Genomic DNA, 18467 nt, shown 5'->3' with positions numbered 1-18467 from the left:
TAGATTATACCTGCCGGAATTGTCGTATTAACTCTATTTGTACGTATTTTGTTTTCTGAAAGTCTTATATCCAAACCCTAACTATTTTCCAGTAGATGTCCCTGCAACTATCCATCACGCCGCATTTGCTTCAGTTTAAGTTTGATGCGCGCACCTCCCGAGGTGCCATGGCCACGCACCGGGTTTACTACCTCACGTTATTCGATACAGCTAATCCAGGTATAGCAGGGGTGGGAGAGTGCGCACCATTGCCGGGCCTGAGCCTGGACGCCACTCCAGACTTGGAACCTAAGCTCAAGGTTTTGCAGGAATGGATAAACCATAGCGAAGTATCAGCCGACCTGCTCCAGGACTATCTGGTAAGCGATGCCTTGCGTGAGTGGCCCGCTTTGCGGTTTGGACTCGAAACTGCGCTGCTAGATCTTAAAAATGGAGGCCGTAAGCGAATTTACGATAATGCCTTCAGTAGGGGCAAACAAGGTATACCGATCAATGGATTGGTCTGGATGGGGAATAAAGCATTTATGCAGGAGCAGATACACCAGAAGCTAACCCAAGGCTATACCTGTCTGAAGCTGAAAATTGGCAGTCTGGATTTTGCTACGGAGCTCGAAATTCTGAAGCAGATCCGGGAGGTGGCCAGTGCTGTTGATTTAACCATTCGGGTGGACGCAAACGGTGCCTTTTCGCCAGAAGAAGCTTTCCGGAAACTGGAGCGACTGGCACGCTATGACATTCACTCCATTGAGCAGCCTATTCGGCAGGGGCAGCTGGAGCAAATGCAGCAACTCTGTGCCTATACCCCAATTCCGATCGCTTTGGACGAAGAATTGATCGGTGTACAGGACGCTGAGCAGCAAGTAGCGTTACTGGACTTTGTCAAGCCACAATATATTATATTGAAGCCCACACTGGTAGGAGGTATGCAGGCTAGTGCTGCCTGGATTGATCTGGCAGAAACACGTAAGATCGGTTGGTGGATGACCTCTGCCCTGGAGTCAAACATTGGGCTAAATGCAATTAGCCAGTTTACAGCCAATTACCCGGTCAGTTTGCCGCAGGGCCTTGGAACAGGACAACTCTATCACAACAACATCGAATCGCCTTTGCAAATCCAGGCCGGTACCCTTTGGCATACCGCTGGAGAATGGGCTAGTCTGCCGCAGGGGTAATCTTGCTTGTCAGAAAACAGAAAAGGCCTGCAATGCTGCAGGCCTTTTCTGTTTTAAACCAATACTTGGTTAGTGCATTCCTCTGTAACCACCAGGGCGGCGCTCCATGTTTTCCTGCGGCGACTGGGCACCGGCAAAACTACGGATGTTATAGGAGAAGGTCAGCATAAAGAATCGCTGTAAAACGGTTGACTGCACGTCCTCTACATACGACTCAGTGATGTTCCGGCGAATACTTACATTTTGCTTCAGTAAGTCATTCACGCTCAAGCTAACCTCGCCTTGCTTGTTCTTGAACAGCTTCTTGCCAAGGCTCATGTTCCACAGCAAGTAACTGTTGTCAACACCAGAAGATAAGCCGGAGTTGTACTGGTGGTTCAGCTCGGTGCGGTATACCAGGTCTTTCCAGAGTATCCAATTATAACGCAGGTTCGTGTTCTGGTTGAAGAAGTTGTTGTTCTGGTTTGTTTGCAGCGTATTGGATACAATGTTGTAGCTGGAGAAAGTGGAAACCGTGAAATCAATCTTCTCGCTGATGTTGCTGCTGATGTTAAAGCCTGCACCCAGGTTCGTGTTGTTTGAGTAATTCACCTGCTCGTCTATCATACCCGGTATTCTCGAGTGCCCGATAGAGCCATTCAGGTTAAAATTGGAGCTGATGAAGTTTAACGGACGACCGAAATTGAAAAACGAACGCACATTCCAGTAGCCGTCCATGTTCACCGGGCGGCTCAGTCGGGCACCCGGGCGCAATTCATAGCTATTGGCCACGTCTTCTGGCACCGAAGTAGTGTATACGGCATTGGCAATATAATTCTGAGTCATGGTACCGAACATGCCGATGAAAAATACGTGGTTGTTCTCAGCATTGAAGTTACGGTAGCGGATGTTCACCCTGTTCTGATAATCCTGGTCCAGCTCATCGTTACCGATGCGCGCCTGCAGCGGGTTGGAGATGTCCAGCACTTCCTGCAACTGCTCCACAGATGGTGCATTAGTGGCGGTTCTGTAGTTAAAGGTAAGGTTCTGCGAGTTCGAAAACTTATACTCGTACTCCGCCGAAGGCAGGACATTGGAGAAGTTGCGGCGCAGCGGGTAGTTCACCGGGAATTCATTATTGCTACTCAGGGTAGCGTATTGGTAATTGGTCGTAAGCTGTAGCCTGGTTTTGTCTTTTCTGTACTGATAGCTGGGGCCAATGCTTTGAGTCAGGTAGTCACTCTTAAACGTGCTGCTCAAAGGGGTGTTCAAGCTGGAGTACGACCCGGAAGTCTCTTCATAGTCAAATGTTCTTTTGTCGGAATCGCGCAGCTGGTTGCTGATCGTGTATTCCAACTGCAGGCGTGAGTTTTCGCCCGCACGCTGCGAATAATTCGCACTTCCTGACCAGTTTACATTCGTCCTGTCTAGTCGGATATACTGGTTCCTTAAAATGCTCTTGTCTGGGTTCTCGAAGTTATCGGTGTCTTCCAACTGGTAACCATCGCCTTCCACGTTGCTTACGCGGGTACTGAAATTGGTTGTCAAGATTCTGCCGGAACTGCCGAAGCGGTGCGAATAGAGAATGTTGTTGTTAAAATTGAGTGTGGCGTTGTCTGAGGTTGATCTGTTCAGAGACTCGGACAGCGTGCCGCTTTGGTCAAAGGTCCTGGCCTGGCGCTCGGTCAAGGAGTTGTCCTGCTGAATGGTCAGGCTAGGGGTGACTAATAAGCGATTGTTCTGATTGATGTTGTATTGCAGGCGGAAGTTGAGGCGGTGCGCATCTTCCAGGTCGTTGTTTTGGCTATTCTCTATGTACTGCAGACCAGCGTCATTCGATACGAAGTCGCGGAAACGGTACTGGTTGTTCAGGATGTCGCGGTTAGAGTAGTTGTAGTTGCCGCTCACTTCTATCTTCTTTCCCCACATGTCCTGGTAGTTTATACCAAAGTTGTTGGTGTTGATGATGCCGTTTGGCTGTCCGCCGCCCCAACCGCCTCTGCGCCCACGCATGCCGCCGCCAGGCGTTTCGCCTACCGAGAAATCGAACATGTTAATGTTGTTGGTTAAGCCGGTAACCGTTATACGGCGGCTGTTGTTGAAATAATTGATCGCAGCGCCCAGCATATACCTGTCGTCGGTGCCGTAACCAGCCGATATTTTGCCGGTATAGCCCTGTCGGCGTTCTTTCTTGGTGATAAAGTTTATGGTTTTGAGGCGGTTGCCGTCTTCAAAGCCACTGAAAGCCGCCTGATCGCTTTGGGCGTCAAATATCTGCACGTTCTCGATCATGTCGGAGGAGATATTGCGCATAGCCGAACTCACGTCATCACCGGTAAAGCGTTTGCCGTCGATCATAACCTGGCGCACTTCCTCACCCTGTGCCTGAATGCGGCCATCCTGTATCTGGACGCCCGGCATTTTGGTTACGAGGTCTTCGGCGCTGGCGTCTGGGGTTGTTTTAAAAGCTTTGGCATTCAGTTGGGTGGTATCGCCCTTCTGTTCGCCCAAAGGAACTCTCCCGATCACCTGCACCTCACTGAGCCTGGTGTTTTGCTCCTGTAGTGACAGTACGCCCAGATTTACCAAGCCCTGCTGCACCTGCACCGGGCGCGTCAGCATGTCGAAACCCAGAAAGTGGACTTCCAGGGTATAGCTGCCGGGCTGCACACGCTCGAAACGGAAAGTGCCTTGGACATCTGTTGTGACGCTCAGCACGGCTTCCGAAGCGGCTCGCTTTAATACCACGCTGGCACCCGGGAGGCCGCTCTTATCGCTGGCGCTCTGTATAGTGCCGGTTACAGCCTGCGCGTATACCTGTGATACACTGATCAATAAGATCAGGAAAGAGAATAATTTTCTCATTGGAAAGTTTTTGGTAGTTTTTTTTAATCTGATAAAACAAGGCATTATGCAAGATTAGTAGCTGCGACGGCATGGGTAATGCTTTTTCGCCACAGGTATAATCCGGTGCATTTAGGCTGTTAGAATAAAGCAGGAAGGGGAAGGTTTAACACCCCCTCAAAATTATTTTTGAAGGGGGAGGGGAGGGGAAAAACTACAAGTCCTTAGGGACTCGAAAGCAGGTGGGGTATACCCGTGCTTATTGATGAATTCTGCCAGTGGAAATCGGTTTAAATGGGCTAGCGGAGATATTTCTTTCGCAACAAGGCCGCAACTTTCACAAGGCCGGTGGTCGCTTTTTCTTCAAATAAGTGCAGATTCTGTTTCGGGCGGATATAGGGCAGTTTGGGGTCTACCACTAAAACGGGGGCTTCGGCAGGCACAAGGTCCACCAGTCCGGCTGCAGGGTATACGACAAGCGAAGTGCCTGCCACCACAAAAATGTCAGCCTGAAGTGTCTCCTCCATGGCTTGCTCCATCAGGGGCACAGGCTCACCAAACCAGACGATATTGGGGCGTAGTTGGGAGCCTCGTTCGCATTTGTCACCTAGCTTTAGCTCCCAGCCTTCCAGCGGGTAAACCAGTCTCGGGTCTAGTGTGCTGCGGCTTTCAAAGAGTTTGCCATGCAAGTGTATGACATTAGAGGAGCCAGCCCGCTCGTGCAGATCGTCCACATTTTGCGTGACGATGCGCACGTCAAAATCTTCCTCCAGCTCTGCCAGTGTGAGGTGACCTGCATTGGGTTTTACGCTGAAGGCATTTTTGCGTCGCTGGTTATAGAAATCGAGTACCAGCTCCGGGTTTTTGCGCCATCCCTGCGGCGAAGCCACTTCCATGACGTCATGCCCTTCCCAAAGCCCGTCGGAATCCCGGAAGGTGGCAATGCCGCTCTCAGCACTTATACCTGCTCCTGTCAGAACGACCAATCTCTTTTTTGCCATACCTGTAATTTCGCTATACTTTGCCTGATGGCAATTTTACTGTGAAATATTGAGTTAGGTTAGCTTATACCTAAACTGGAGTAACTTATACCTTTAAATATAAAAACCGCCCCCTGATCGGGGCGGTTTTTATAGCAGATTATTTTTTCTTGGGAGCTGCGGCCTTTTTAGCGGCTGGCTTTTTGGCGGCGGGTTTCTTCGCTGCAGGTTTCTTTGCAGCTGGCTTCTTCTCAGCCGTGGCGGCCTCTGTTTTCTTTTTAAAGCCCCCTCGGCCTTTCTTTTCTGGCGTCTGTTCCGCCAGGTCCAGACACTCCTGGAGGGTTAACTCAGCAGGCTCTTTGCCTTTCGGGATCTTCACGTTCTTTTTGCCCGCCACAATGTAAGGGCCATACCTGCCGTTGAGCACCTGCACATCCGGATTCTCCGGGAAGGACTTGATGAGTTTCTCGGCGTCGGCTTTTCGTTTCGCCTCGATCAGTGCAATGGCTTCTTCGGCCGTCACGTAGAGCGGGTCCATGGTTTTAGGCAGCGAATAAAATTTGCTGCTGTGGCTGATGTATGGCCCAAAGCGACCTATGGCAGCTTTCATCTCCTTGTCTTCATATACCCCCACAATGCGTGGCAGTTTGAAGAGTTCCAAGGCATCCTCCAGCGTCAGGCTTTCCAGGAACTGTCCTTTGCGCAAGCTGGCGTATACCGGTTTTTCACCCGTTTCCGTGTTTTCTTCTCCAAGCTGCACATAAGGACCGAAACGCCCTAGTTTGGCGATAATTTTTTGACCCGATACCGGATCTATACCTATTTCACGAGCCCCTGATACGTCGGCCCGGTTAATGCTTTCGCTGTTTTCTATGCGTTGGTGGAATTTCTCGTAAAACTTCTCGAGCATTTGTTCCCATTCCTGCTGACCATGCGCGATCTCATCAAACTCAGCCTCCACGCGGGCAGTGAAGGAATAATCGATCACGTTCGGGAAGTGCTCCACCAGAAAGTCATTCACCACCATGGCGGTGTCGGTCGGGAAAAGCTTGTTCTTCTCTGCACCGGTTATCTCCGATTTGGTCTGCGTCGTGATATCGTCTTTTTTCAACGTCAGAACCTGGAATTTACGCTCTTTTCCTTCACGGCTGTCTTTTTCCACATAGCCACGCTTTTGTATCGTGGAGATGGTTGGAGCATAAGTAGATGGACGTCCTATACCCAACTCCTCTAGTTTCTTTACCAAGCTGGCCTCTGTATACCTGGGAGCCGGGCGTGAATAGCGCTGCGTAGCCTGCATTTGGCGTAAAGCCAATGTCTGTCCGATGCTGAGTGGGGGCAACATGCCTTTTACATCCTCATCCTGCGTGTCTTCGTCATCCTTCGACTCAATGTACACCTTCAGGAAACCTTCAAACTTGATCACCTCCCCGGTTGCGGTCAGTTTTTCCGGTTGGTTGGATATGTCTATGGTCGCGGTTGTTTTTTCGATTTCGGCATCAGCCATCTGTGATGCGATGGCACGCTTCCAAATCAACTCATATAATCTTTGCTCATTGCGGTCGCTGCTGGCCACCAGCTGCGAGAAGTCGGTTGGGCGAATGGCTTCGTGCGCTTCCTGTGCTCCGGATGACTTTGTTTTGAAACGGCGGGTTTTCACAAACTTTTCTCCGAATGAGTTTGTGATCGCATGGGTTGCACCCTGTATTGCCTCATCAGACAAGTTAAGGGAGTCGGTACGCATGTAGGAAATCTTTCCGGCTTCGTACAGTCTTTGTGCAACCGTCATGGTTTGTGCTACCGAGAAATAGAGCTTGCGGCTGGCTTCCTGTTGCAAGGTAGAAGTTGTGAACGGTGGCGCAGGGCTTCGCTTAAGCGGCTTGGTCTCCAGGTTGCCAATGGTATAGCTCACCCCAATGCAGCGTTGCAGAAAAGCTTGTGCCTCCTCTTCGCTCTTAAATTTTGTCGGCAGCTCGGCATCCAGGGTTTTGCCCTGAACATCAAATTGAGCCGTTATCCGAAAAGCCGCCTCCGCCTGAAAACGCTCGATCTCCCGCTCGCGCTCCACCACCAGACGCACTGCCACGGACTGAACACGTCCAGCCGAAAGACCGGTCTTTATTTTCTTCCATAGCACTGGCGATAGCTCAAACCCAACCAAACGGTCGAGCACCCGGCGAGCCTGTTGGGCGTTCACCAGGTCCATGTCGATACCACGCGGAGAGCTGATGGCATTCATGATGGCGTTCTTGGTTATCTCCCGGAACACAATGCGGCGAGTCTTGGCTTCGGTCAGATTCAGCGCCTCGGTCAAATGCCAAGAAATTGCCTCCCCCTCGCGGTCGTCGTCCGATGCGAGCCAAACGGTTTCCGCCTCCTTCGCTAGTTTCTTGAGCTGGGACACCACCTCCTTTTTGTCGCTGGAGATGACGTATGTCGGTTTAAACTTATTCTTGATGTCAATGGCATTATTGTCCTTAGGCAGGTCCCGCACATGGCCGAAACTGGATTTCACCACAAAATCTTTCCCCAGGTACCCCTCAATTGTTTTGGCCTTGGCAGGTGACTCGACTATGACTAAGTTTTTTATCATTCTATAGTTTTAGAGGCAATTCATTTCAATTTTGCCCAAAGTTCAATTTTTTTTTCAAACAAATACAACCTGAAATTGATAACATAGGTTTAACATGCCATCATCAGTTTGAATTAAAGGTTGATTTCTATACCTTAACTTACCTATACGGAGCTATTTTTTATTTATATGCAAAGATTATTAGTCATCTGCCGGCACGCTGAGTCCAATGATCCTTTTCCACTGCAGCCTGACTTTGAGCGGGAGCTTACCAAAAACGGCATTCAGCAGGCCCGCATGACAGGCCAATGGATGCGGGAGCACTACCAAAGAATAGACACGCTGTTAGCCAGCCCCGCACCCCGTGCCAGCACCACCGCGAAACTTTTGGCGTCAAAGCTATATTTCGATGAACAAAATATAATTTACGAGCCTGAACTTTATAATGCCCGAGAAAGTACCTTGGCTAATGTACTGAGCAAGCTTCCCCCTGAAGTCACCCGGATTTTGCTGGTTGGCCATAACCCAGGTATAACGGGACTCGCACGCACCCTCACAGATCAACACATTGGTTACCTGGAGCCCGCCGCAGCCATCGCCATCACAATGGACCTGCCATCCTGGCAAGACATACACCTACATTCAGGAAAACTAATGCAGCAATTTAGCGGATCGTGATTAACTAACCGTCATCTTAAATTATTTTGCTAATAAAAATTTTGATAGCTTTATCCTCCAATCAGGGTATATCATTCTTATCTATTGCTGAATCTGCATGAAAACTAAAATAGTCGCTGTCATCAATCAGAAAGGCGGCACTGGCAAAACAACCACGACTATCAACCTGGGGAGCGCGCTCAGTAAACAGGGACATAAGGTGTTACTTCTGGATCTGGACCCACAGAGTAACCTTTCCTATTCACTGGCTGTTTCATCACCCGACCAAACACTGGCGGAGGCTTTTGTTGGTGCTAAATCCCTGAAGGAAATCTTGGTTGAAAAAGATGGGCTTTGGGTGGCTCCCGGCTCCAATGAGCTCGTCGATGTAGAGATTTCTCTGGTGACGCAGCCGGAGCGAGAATCCTTCCTGAAATCCATGCTCTCGCAAGTCAAAGGGTTTGATTATGTGCTGATTGACTGTCCGCCCTCGCTTTCTGTCCTGACGTTGAATGCCCTTACCGCAGCCCATGAGGTGCTTATACCTTTGCAGATGGAAGTACTGACACTGCAGGGGCTCGACCAGATCATGAACACGATTGAAAAGGTGAAAAAGGCCTTCAACCCGAAACTAAAGATAAAAGGGATCGTAGTGGTCATGTTTGATGTGCGCCGCAAGCTAAGCCTGGAGGTACTCGATTACCTGCGGGAGAACGTGCAGGAAAAAATATTCGATAGCCACATCCGGCTGAATGTTAAACTGGCAGAGGCGCCCTCATTTGGCAAAAGCATTCTGGATTATGACAGCACCTCCAACGGTGCAAAAGACTATAAGGCGCTGGCCGCCGAATTTAGCCTGGCATGATCTGACCAGTTTAGTGATACTTTGACCTAATTTGACTAAATTGCAGTAATATTCAAGTGAAATCTTAAACCTGGAAGCCCTATTTAGAAAGCTTTAAGACTTCGCTACCGATACCAAACCCAATCTACCATAACATATGGCCTTAGGTAAAAATTTGAAGCTGAGCAAAGACAAGCTCATTAGTGACGCAGAATCCAGCCAAACAGAAAAGCCATCTTCTTCCAACGCGAAGACGAAGCCAAAGCTCGACGCGCCAGCTACTACTGTAGTGGAGGAAAAGGAGCCCAAAGCTGCCAAACGGTCTGCTGAAGCCACTGCGACGGAGGCTGTAGCTGCCAAAAGCATGGACGCTCCAAGTTCTGTGCCGATTAAAAGCGGCCCTAATGGCAAACTCAGCCGCAAACAAGTGCTGCCATCCAGTCCGGAGTATATCAGTGAACAACTCAACAAGGTGCTTTATGCCCTTGACGCCTTTAAGAAGGGGGATATCTCTGTTCGACTGACCAAACAAAACGAAGACATATTTGCCGAGATAGCGGAAGCCTACAACTCGATGGTGGAGATGATCGGCGGTGTAGGGGGCGAGGTATCCCGTATCTCGAAAGTAGCCGGAGTGGAGGGTAACCTGAAAGCACGAGCTTCAGCGGAAAACGCTTCTGGTTTCTGGAAGGATATGATCAACAATATCAACGGTCTGGTAGATTCCATTGCGGTTCCGGTATTAGAAGTAGGCAAGGTACTGAAGAACATCTCGCGTGGTAACCTAGACGAAACATTCCAGATTCCGGTATCGGGCGACTTTAAAATCATGGCCGAAACCATCAACCGCACCATCGATAACCTGAACCTGTTTGCGGGGGAGGTAACCCGTGTGGCGCTCGAGGTGGGTACCGAAGGTAAACTGGGTGGTCAGGCATCGGTGCCGAATGTGGCCGGTGTATGGAAAGACCTGACCGACAACGTGAACACGATGGCCAGCAACCTGACCTCACAGGTACGGGACATCTCGAATGTAGCGACTGCGGTGGCGAAAGGTAATCTGGCCCAGAAAGTATCAGTGGATGTGCGTGGTGAGTTTGCCCAGCTGAAGGACAACATGAACCAGATGGTGGACTCGCTCAACATCTTTGCTGATGAGGTAACACGCGTGGCACGTGAAGTAGGTACGGAAGGACGCCTCGGTGGCCAGGCCAAGGTACCGAATGTGGGTGGGGTTTGGAAGGATCTGACCGACAACGTGAACACGATGGCCAGTAACCTTACCTCGCAAATGCGTGACATCGCCAATGTATCCACGGCGGTTGCAAAAGGAGACCTGACGCAGAAGATTACAGTGAATGTGCGCGGCGAGATGGCCGAGCTGAAGGATATCATCAACCAGATGGTGGATTCGCTCAATATCTTTGCCGGAGAAGTGACTCGTGTGGCGCGTGAGGTGGGCACTGAGGGTAAACTCGGCGGACAGGCTGCTGTTCCAAATGTAGAGGGAACCTGGAAAGAACTGACCGACAATGTAAACCTGATGGCAGGCAACCTGACCCTGCAGGTACGTGACATTGCTGAAGTAGCCACTGCCGTGGCGAAAGGTGACCTGACCCAGAAAGTGTCTGTGGACGTGAAAGGCGAGCTGGGCGAGCTGAAGGATATTTTGAATGAAATGGTGGACCGACTGAATGTGTTTGGCGCGGAAGTAACCCGTGTAGCACGTGAGGTGGGAACCGAAGGTATACTGGGCGGACAGGCCAACGTGCCAAACGTGGCCGGCATCTGGAAAGAACTGACCGACAACGTGAACTACATGGCCTCCAACCTGACCTCTCAGGTACGTGACATCGCCAATGTAGCGACCGCGGTGGCTAAGGGTGACCTGAGCCAGAAGATCACGGTGAATGTGAAAGGGGAGCTCGCCGATCTGAAGGAGAACCTGAACCAGATGGTGGACTCACTCAACATCTTTGCTGACGAGGTAACCCGCGTGGCGCGTGAAGTGGGAACGGAAGGACGCCTCGGTGGCCAGGCCAAGGTACCGAATGTGGGTGGGGTTTGGAAAGACCTGACTGACAACGTGAACACGATGGCCAGCAATTTGACGCTGCAGGTACGTGACATTGCCAATGTGGCGACTGCCGTGGCTAAGGGCGACCTGGCTCAGAAAGTGTCTGTGGACGTGAAAGGGGAGCTGGGCGAATTGAAGGAAAACATCAACCGCATGGTGGACTCGCTCAACATCTTCGCCGGTGAGGTAACCCGTGTGGCGCTTGAGGTGGGTACCGAGGGTAAACTGGGCGGCCAGGCCAACGTGCCAAACGTAGCCGGTGTATGGAAGGACCTGACCGACAACGTGAACACGATGGCCTCTAACCTGACAACCCAGGTAAGAGGTATAGCCAAAGTAGCCACTGCGGTAGCAAAAGGCGACTTGAGCCAGAAAATTACGGTAGAGGCAAGAGGTGAGATATTGGATCTGAAGGAGAACCTGAACCAAATGGTGGATTCTCTTAACATATTTGGTGATGAAGTTACCCGCGTTGCGCGTGAAGTAGGTACCGAGGGTAAACTGGGCGGCCAGGCCAACGTGCCAAACGTAGGCGGCACTTGGAAGGACCTGACCGACAACGTGAACTACATGGCCTCCAACCTGACCTCTCAGGTACGCGACATCGCCAAAGTGGCGACTGCTGTGGCTAAAGGTGACCTGAGCCAGAAAATTACTGTGGAAGCTCGCGGGGAAATCCTGGACCTGAAAGAGAACCTGAACCAGATGGTGGATTCTCTTAACATCTTTGCCGACGAAGTAACCCGTGTGGCGCGTGAAGTGGGCACGGAAGGACGCCTCGGCGGCCAGGCCAATGTGCCTAAGGTACGAGGCACCTGGAAGGAACTGACTGACAATGTGAACACAATGGCTTCCAACCTGACCCTTCAGGTACGCGACATTGCCAAAGTGGCGACCGCAGTGGCCAAGGGTGACCTGACGCAGAAGGTGTCTGTGGACGTGAAAGGGGAGCTCGGCGAACTGAAGGAAAACATCAACCGCATGGTGGACTCGCTCAACATCTTCGCCGGTGAGGTAACCCGCGTGGCGCTTGAGGTGGGTACCGAGGGTAAGCTGGGCGGCCAGGCCAATGTGCCGAACGTAGGCGGAACCTGGAAAGACCTGACTGACAATGTGAACACCATGGCTTCCAACCTGACAACTCAGGTAAGAGGTATAGTAAGAGTAGTAACGGCTGTGTCGAAAGGAGACCTGACCCAGAAACTGACCCTTGAAGCTAGAGGCGAGGTGGCAGAACTTGCTGATACAATCAACACAATGGTGGTGGACCTGAACCGCCTGGCTGGTGAGGTTAGCCGCGTGGCAAGAGTAGCCGGTGTGGAAGGAAAACTAACCGAGCGTGCTACACTGCAAGGTGTAGGAGGGAGCTGGAAAGAACTGGTAGACACGCTTAATGATCTATTAGAGTCCATTGTGACGCCCGTATTGGAAGTATCACGCGTGGTGCGTGCTATCTCGGAAGGCGATTTGACCCAAAAAGTTGAGGCCCATACAGCCGGTGATATCCTGGATATGGCTAACGCCCTGAATCTTGCTGTTGACAACCTGAATGCCCTGCTGGGAGAAATCAATGACTCCTCCCTTGTAGTGGGAAGCTCTTCCGAAGAAATGGCAGGCAAAGGGCTGGAGATGAACCGCGTAACACTCGATGTGGCGCTTGCCATGCAGCAAATGGCGGAAGGTGCACAGAACCAAGCCCTCAAAACAGATCAAGCCTTTAAACTGATAGAAGAAATCATGAAAACCACGAAAGACACGGCTAACCGGGCTGAAGTGGTGAACAAATCAGCCTTGCTAGGTGAGGAAACTTCCCAGTTGGGTCTGAAAACAGTAGCGGAGGTGGTGAAAAACATGGAAGAAATTTCCAGCTCAGCATCCCTGACCTCTAAAACGATTGAAGTATTGAGCGCCCGTTCGCAAGAGATTTCCAAGTCACTTGGCGTGATTACCGACATTGCAGCACAAACCAATTTGCTTGCCCTGAATGCTGCCATTGAGGCGGCCCGTGCAGGTGAGGCAGGACGCGGCTTTGCGGTAGTAGCCGAAGAGATCCGTAAACTGGCCGAGGGCTCCCGCAAGTCGGCAAGTGAAATTGCCACCCTGGTAGAAGACGTGAAGAAAGACACGGCATCTGCAGCAACGGCGATTTCGACCATGGAAGGACGAGTATTGAAAGGGAAGAATGCGACATTCGAAGCGTCCGGCGCCTTCAAGAACATTGCAGCCTCCAGCGGTGAAACCCTACGTACCGCTCAGGACATCCTGACAGCAACGGAGGTACAGAAGTCATCAATCGGAGATGTGGTGAAATACGTGGAAGAAGTAGTAGCCATCGCAGAGCAGACTGCCTCCGGAACACAGCAGGTGGCAAGCACGGCCAAGCAACTTTCCACTTCCATGCAAGAGTTGACTTCGTCTTCTCAGAACCTGAACGATATTGCGGCAGACCTGCAAATCAGTATTTCGGCCTTCAAGCTGGTGGATGGCAACCTGGTGTTTAACCAAAGTCACAATGCACGACGCCTGACAGCTGTGCCCAGCAGAGGCAAGCAACCAAAACAAATTACAGGTAATGCACGCATGGCGACCAATACAGGAGGAAGAACCAAAAACAGTGAGGATATCACGAAATAACCGTTTCCAAACTGATGAAGGATCAAACCATAAACAAAGAACAGGTAAAATCTGAATCCGCTACTTCGACGCCACCCTCTAATCCGAAGGAGGCAAACAAGCAAGAGACCGTGGCAAAACCTGCTGCGGTCAATACAGAGACTATCCACCTGATTGTATTTAAATTGGGAACAGAGGAGTATGGCATTAAGATAGACCAGGTAAAGGAAGTAACCGTTACACCCAGTGTAACGCGGATGCCCCGCACCCCAGACTTTATTAAAGGAGTAGCCAACATTCGGGGTGATATTATCGCCATCATGGATCTGGAAAGCCGTTTCGGGATAAGTCCGGCGCCCCTGTCCAACGACTCGAATCCTGCAATCACTTATACCTTGGTGGTAGAAGCCAAGGAGTACAGCATAGGGGTTATTGTAAGGGAAGTACCGCAATCACTGAATATGCCGATGACCAAAATAGACAAGACACCCTCTTTTCTGCAGGACATCAACATTCAAGAAAATTACATTGAAGGCATTGCCAAGGTGAATAACCGCCTGATCATTGTACTGGATATGTTTAAGATCCTGACCCAGGATGAAATCAGGGAGCTTAAAAATTAATAATTGCATTCAATCAAACTGAAGTTATACCTTAAAGTATGAAGAGAATACTGATTGTAGATGACTCATTCTACATGCGCACCATGCTCAAAAACATGCTCACAGATGCAGGTTATGAGGTGGTCGGCGAAGCCCCAAATGGTCAGTCGGCACTTGAGCTGGCCAAAGAAACAAAACCTGATTTGATTACCCTGGACGTCATACTCCCGGACAACACCGGTCTGGATGTGCTGAAAGGCATTAAAGCAGAGCAACCTGACATGAAGGTGGTGATTGTGAGTGCTGTTGGCCAGGAAGTAATTGTAAACGAAGCCCTGGAGTATGGTGCCCTTTCCTATATTGTGAAACCATTTTCAGAAGAGAAGGTGCTGGAGGTTGTGAAGAAGGCGCTAGGGGAGTAAGGTCCTCTTGATCGGTTAAAGTACGGCAGAAGTTTAAGCTGGCAAGGAGGTGTACTTTGATAAAGCAGGATAAAGCGCTTCGGGTGTTGGTAGCGGAGAATTCAAGTTTTTCGAGGTTGGTGCTGGAGGACATACTCAGTAAGGAATCTGACCTGAAGGTAAACTGCCTGGCAGGGAATGGGGAGCACATGCTGCAGCAAATTTGTCAAAATGAGGTGGATGTGGTGATTGCCGCAGCAGATCTCCGGCAAAATAAGCGGCTTTATGCTTTTAAACGCATATTCAGTGAGTGTCCTACTCCTATCCTAATGCTGATAGAAAAAGAACAACTCACGCTGGAGATTCTGAAAGAGGCCATCGAACTGGGGGTATACAGCATTGTTTTGAAGCCTGGTCCAACAGCCAGACCCAATTTCAGGAGCATTTCGGAAGAGATCCTTAAAAAAGTGCGGGCGGTACGTGAATCGGAGTACTGGGATTCAGCTAAAAGACTTCAAATGCTGTCAGAGGATGTGAACCTGTTCACCCCTAATAGAGTGGCCCTGAAAAACTCCACTGCTGACACGATCATTGTAATTGGCGCCTCAACAGGGGGAGCACAAGCTGTTGAAATGATTGTCAGGCGACTTGACCCCGCATTGCAGGCCAGCGTTTTGATAGCCATCCATATGCCGCCAAAGTTTACGCACAGCTATTCCAGAAGACTGAAGGAAGTAACATCTTTGCTGGTGATCGAAGGGCGAACCGGACTCATCCCTAAACCTGGGAAGATAATTGTTGCGCCAGGCGGACGAAACATGATCGTGCATTCTGTCATGGGCAATGCCGCCAGCCTGAAGATCGGGTTTTCAGAGGAAACGCTACCGGCATACGACACGCCATCAGTAGACTTATTGATGCAAACAGTTGCCAAAAGCGGCGTCAACCGTGTAATAGGTGTTATCCTGACAGGTATGGGAAAAGATGGTTCTAAAGGTGCGGAAGCTATCATGAACCGGCCCGGAGGGCACGTGATTGCCCAGAACGAAGAGTCTTCGGTTATTTTTGGAATGGCCAAATCCGCAATTGAAAGCGGGAACACGCATAAGGTGCTGCACCTGAATCATATAGTAGACTATTTGAACAGCTATGTGGCAGCGCAACAGCAGGTCAGTGAAACTGACGATAATACATGAAATCTAGAGAGCAGGAGTATAAAGAAATATTTGTAGCAGAAGCGCTGGAGTATTATGATGCCCTAAACAGGCTCATCAGCGAACTGGAGAAGCGCCCGCAGGACGACCAAGTCCTGGCGGAGATATTCCGCATGCTACATAATCTGAAGGCCAATGCCAAGGCCATCGGTTACCTGCAAATCTCTGATGTGTCGCACAAGCTGGAAACAGCCTTTGGCCTTATACGCAACAAAGAGCTGAGTTTTAGTGATGAAGTGGTGGGGGTGCTTTTTGACGGCATAGACCTGTTGGGTGAGCTTATCAAGAGCATCGATTCAGACAAACAGGTGGAGCCGGATCCGGTCCTGCTCCGTAACCTGGATGTAATTGTTGACAGTCTGTCTGATAGCACCGTTGAGCTGGCTAAGGTTCAAAAGTTCAGCAGCTCCCGAAACCTGACGCTGTCTGACCTGATCTATATTCAGATCAAGAAACTAGATCACCTCATGAACCTTGTAGGAGAGCTGATCATTGACCGTGACCGTATCCTATCTTTAAGCAGGGAGCTCGACAATGATGAACTGAAATCGGTGAGTTCGCATCTGTATCGCATCACGGAAGACTTGCAGTACAGTGTAATGGATGCCAGACTGGTTAGTATAGGTACCTTGTTCAATAAATTTCCGCGGGTGGTGCGCGACATTACCGCAGCCGAGAAAAAAGAAGTAGACTTGGAGCTGTCCGGCCAGGATATACAGATCGACAGAAACATCCTCCAGATCATGACCGATTCGCTGCTTCACTTAGTCCGAAATGCCATTACACATGGTATAGAAAGACCGGCGGATAGAACTAAGGCAGGCAAACCGAAAACCGGGCACCTCAGGTTGTCTGCCCGCAGCGACCGTGAGAGTGTAATCATCAGCCTTGTAGACGATGGCAAAGGCATTGACCTGGAACAGGTGAGGAGAGCGGCCGTAAAGCAGCAGCTGGTGCCGGCTGATGTTGTGGAGGAGTTGCCGGAGTCAGAGGTTTTCTCCTTCCTGTTCGAGCCCGGTTTTTCCCTGGCCAAAGAGGTGACGGAGTTTTCTGGCAGGGGAGTCGGATTAGATGTGGTGAAGAATGCTATTGACTCAATTGGCGGTCGCATTCGTATAGACTCAAAAAAAGGAAAAGGCACCACATTCACGCTGCAATTACCAACCTCAATTGCCGTTAAAGGAGCATTGCTGTTTGAGATTGACAGTATTTTTTACGCCATACCGCTGATTCATACCGACTCAGTAATAGCGCTCGACAAAGATGAACTGCACGAAGTAGGTGAAGTGCTCATTGCTGATATAAAAGGGGAGACCGTGACGGTGGTATACCTGCACGAGCTTTTGAATGTGGAAGAGCCTCTGATGAGGCTTGGAGATAAGACAAGATTACAAGGCCAGGTACAGAATATCATTATCGTTTCGTACAACAACCGTAAGCTTGGCCTGATCGTGGACAAATTGTACAGGCAGCAGGACATAGTGGTGAAACCACTGAGCAAGCCGCTGGATAGTATTGACCTCTATGGCGGTGTGACGCTATTGGGTACTGGCAAAGTATGTCTGGTACTCGATGTGCCCGCTATAACCAGATATTTTGTGAACAGAAAATAGGGCAGGGGCGATGAATAACAAAACCAATAACACGACTACCATGATGGATCCTCATGTAACGGAGTTAGAAAAAGACATCATCAAAGAAATATTGAATATAGGTCTTGCACGGGCTGCTGACTCATTCGCCGCCATCGCCAAGGACAAAGTGCTGCTCAAAGTGCCGGATGTGCAATTGCTGGAGGTGAAGGATCTGCTGTCGCTCGTAGCCAAATACGAGGACACGCATATCATCATCCAGTCGGATATCAAAGGGGACTTTAATGGGTCTACTTTAATGCTATTCTCTGAAGACCATGTTGCCCTGCTGTCGGAGGTGTGTCTGAGCATGCTGGATGTGCGCAAGGGGGAGTTGAGTGTCATGCAGGAGTCGCTTCTTCTTGAAATAAGCAATATCATTACCGGAGCATTGGTTACGCAACTTGCCAACATACTTAAAAGCAATATCTACGGTTCGCCCCCTAAAGCTCCCAAAAGCCATATTGCCACTTCATTAAAAGATATTTTGGTGCAACATCCATTATTCCAGCCACTTGTCTTTACGGTTATTACCAAGTTTCAACATAACTCAAAGGATGTTGAGCTCCCTTTGCTCTTATTTTTCGATACCACTACGCTGCTGAAAATCCTGGATATCATCAGGTCCTTTAATTATGATAAAAACAATATGTTCGAAAACACTTGAAGAGCACGATGATAAGGTATAGCCTATGCAGGGCAGTACATTTAGCCTTTAGCTGCTTATCCCTAAAGTTTTATTTCAGTCCATCATTCCAATGCAGGCCTCGAGCCTGCATTATTTTTTTGGTAACACCTAAGGGATCGGAACACGCTGTTACAGTTGCTAAAAGAAACATTACGTACGCAAGTAAATAGCTTCCGACCAAGGTATACTTACC

At 49.8% G+C, this 18467-nt stretch carries 12 protein-coding genes; 9 read left to right on the top strand and 3 right to left on the bottom strand.

Annotated elements, in window-relative coordinates:
* The first annotated feature begins 95 nt into the window (after nt 1–95).
* Nucleotides 96–1172 carry an o-succinylbenzoate synthase gene (locus H9Q13_RS03940; RefSeq protein WP_191182427.1) on the top strand — a complete coding sequence of 359 codons (1077 nt, stop codon included), beginning with the start codon at nt 96–98 and terminating at the stop codon, nt 1170–1172.
* A 69-nt stretch (nt 1173–1241) separates the two neighbouring features.
* On the opposite strand, the gene H9Q13_RS03935 is transcribed toward H9Q13_RS03940, so the two are convergent.
* The 3 genes from H9Q13_RS03935 to topA all read right to left on the bottom strand — a co-directional run bounded on the left by H9Q13_RS03935 (nt 1242) and on the right by topA (nt 7568).
* Nucleotides 1242–4016 (bottom strand): TonB-dependent receptor, encoded by a 2775-nt coding sequence (locus H9Q13_RS03935; protein ID WP_191182426.1) that lies wholly within the window; start codon nt 4014–4016, stop codon nt 1242–1244.
* Nucleotides 4017–4294: 278 nt separating this feature from the next.
* Entirely contained in the window at nt 4295–4996 is a 702-nt protein-coding gene (locus H9Q13_RS03930) for an SIR2 family NAD-dependent protein deacylase (RefSeq protein WP_191182425.1), read from the bottom strand.
* Nucleotides 4997–5135: 139 nt separating this feature from the next.
* Nucleotides 5136–7568, bottom strand: a complete 2433-nt coding sequence (gene topA, locus H9Q13_RS03925; protein ID WP_191182424.1) for a type I DNA topoisomerase — start codon at nt 7566–7568, stop codon at nt 5136–5138.
* Nucleotides 7569–7736: 168 nt separating this feature from the next.
* Between topA and H9Q13_RS03920 the strand changes: the two genes are divergently transcribed.
* The 8 genes from H9Q13_RS03920 to H9Q13_RS03885 all read left to right on the top strand — a co-directional run bounded on the left by H9Q13_RS03920 (nt 7737) and on the right by H9Q13_RS03885 (nt 18253).
* Nucleotides 7737–8225 carry a SixA phosphatase family protein gene (locus tag H9Q13_RS03920; RefSeq protein WP_191182423.1) on the top strand — a complete coding sequence of 163 codons (489 nt, stop codon included), beginning with the start codon at nt 7737–7739 and terminating at the stop codon, nt 8223–8225.
* Nucleotides 8226–8322: 97 nt separating this feature from the next.
* Nucleotides 8323–9069 (top strand): ParA family protein, encoded by a 747-nt coding sequence (locus H9Q13_RS03915; protein WP_191182422.1) that lies wholly within the window; start codon nt 8323–8325, stop codon nt 9067–9069.
* Between the two features lie 136 nt (nt 9070–9205).
* Nucleotides 9206–13759, top strand: a complete 4554-nt coding sequence (locus H9Q13_RS03910; protein ID WP_191182421.1) for a HAMP domain-containing protein — start codon at nt 9206–9208, stop codon at nt 13757–13759.
* Between the two features lie 14 nt (nt 13760–13773).
* Nucleotides 13774–14361 carry a chemotaxis protein CheW gene (locus tag H9Q13_RS03905; RefSeq protein ID WP_191182420.1) on the top strand — a complete coding sequence of 196 codons (588 nt, stop codon included), beginning with the start codon at nt 13774–13776 and terminating at the stop codon, nt 14359–14361.
* Nucleotides 14362–14399: 38 nt separating this feature from the next.
* The gene (locus tag H9Q13_RS03900; protein WP_191182419.1) at nt 14400–14762 is read left to right on the top strand and encodes a response regulator; all 363 of its coding nucleotides are present in this window, start codon (nt 14400–14402) and stop codon (nt 14760–14762) included.
* Between the two features lie 56 nt (nt 14763–14818).
* The gene (locus H9Q13_RS03895) at nt 14819–15937 is read left to right on the top strand and encodes a chemotaxis protein CheB (RefSeq protein WP_191182418.1); all 1119 of its coding nucleotides are present in this window, start codon (nt 14819–14821) and stop codon (nt 15935–15937) included.
* Complete coding sequence (locus H9Q13_RS03890; protein ID WP_191182417.1) at nt 15934–17568, top strand: chemotaxis protein CheA; 1635 nt, start codon at nt 15934–15936, stop codon at nt 17566–17568. Before H9Q13_RS03895 ends, H9Q13_RS03890 begins: the two co-directional genes overlap by 4 nt.
* A gap of 10 nt (nt 17569–17578) precedes the next feature.
* Nucleotides 17579–18253 carry a chemotaxis protein CheC gene (locus tag H9Q13_RS03885; protein WP_224744042.1) on the top strand — a complete coding sequence of 225 codons (675 nt, stop codon included), beginning with the start codon at nt 17579–17581 and terminating at the stop codon, nt 18251–18253.
* The last annotated feature ends 214 nt before the right edge of the window (nt 18254–18467 follow it).

Source organism: Pontibacter aquaedesilientis (assembly GCF_014773225.1).
Classification (GTDB): domain Bacteria; phylum Bacteroidota; class Bacteroidia; order Cytophagales; family Hymenobacteraceae; genus Pontibacter; species Pontibacter aquaedesilientis.
This window is presented reverse-complemented; position numbering and strand designations above follow the sequence as displayed.

What these genes read in the sequence shown, in the direction of transcription:
- H9Q13_RS03940 (WP_191182427.1), top strand. Translation starts at nt 96, where the DNA reads ATGTCCCTGCAACTATCCATCACGCCGCATTTGCTTCAGTTTAAGTTT.
- H9Q13_RS03930 (WP_191182425.1), bottom strand. Translation starts at nt 4,996, where the DNA reads ATGGCAAAAAAGAGATTGGTCGTTCTGACAGGAGCAGGTATAAGTGCT.
- topA (WP_191182424.1), bottom strand. Translation starts at nt 7,568, where the DNA reads ATGATAAAAAACTTAGTCATAGTCGAGTCACCTGCCAAGGCCAAAACA.
- H9Q13_RS03915 (WP_191182422.1), top strand. Translation starts at nt 8,323, where the DNA reads ATGAAAACTAAAATAGTCGCTGTCATCAATCAGAAAGGCGGCACTGGC.
- H9Q13_RS03920 (WP_191182423.1), top strand. Translation starts at nt 7,737, where the DNA reads ATGCAAAGATTATTAGTCATCTGCCGGCACGCTGAGTCCAATGATCCT.
- H9Q13_RS03935 (WP_191182426.1), bottom strand. Translation starts at nt 4,016, where the DNA reads ATGAGAAAATTATTCTCTTTCCTGATCTTATTGATCAGTGTATCACAG.
- H9Q13_RS03905 (WP_191182420.1), top strand. Translation starts at nt 13,774, where the DNA reads ATGAAGGATCAAACCATAAACAAAGAACAGGTAAAATCTGAATCCGCT.
- H9Q13_RS03900 (WP_191182419.1), top strand. Translation starts at nt 14,400, where the DNA reads ATGAAGAGAATACTGATTGTAGATGACTCATTCTACATGCGCACCATG.
- H9Q13_RS03885 (WP_224744042.1), top strand. Translation starts at nt 17,579, where the DNA reads ATGAATAACAAAACCAATAACACGACTACCATGATGGATCCTCATGTA.
- H9Q13_RS03890 (WP_191182417.1), top strand. Translation starts at nt 15,934, where the DNA reads ATGAAATCTAGAGAGCAGGAGTATAAAGAAATATTTGTAGCAGAAGCG.
- H9Q13_RS03910 (WP_191182421.1), top strand. Translation starts at nt 9,206, where the DNA reads ATGGCCTTAGGTAAAAATTTGAAGCTGAGCAAAGACAAGCTCATTAGT.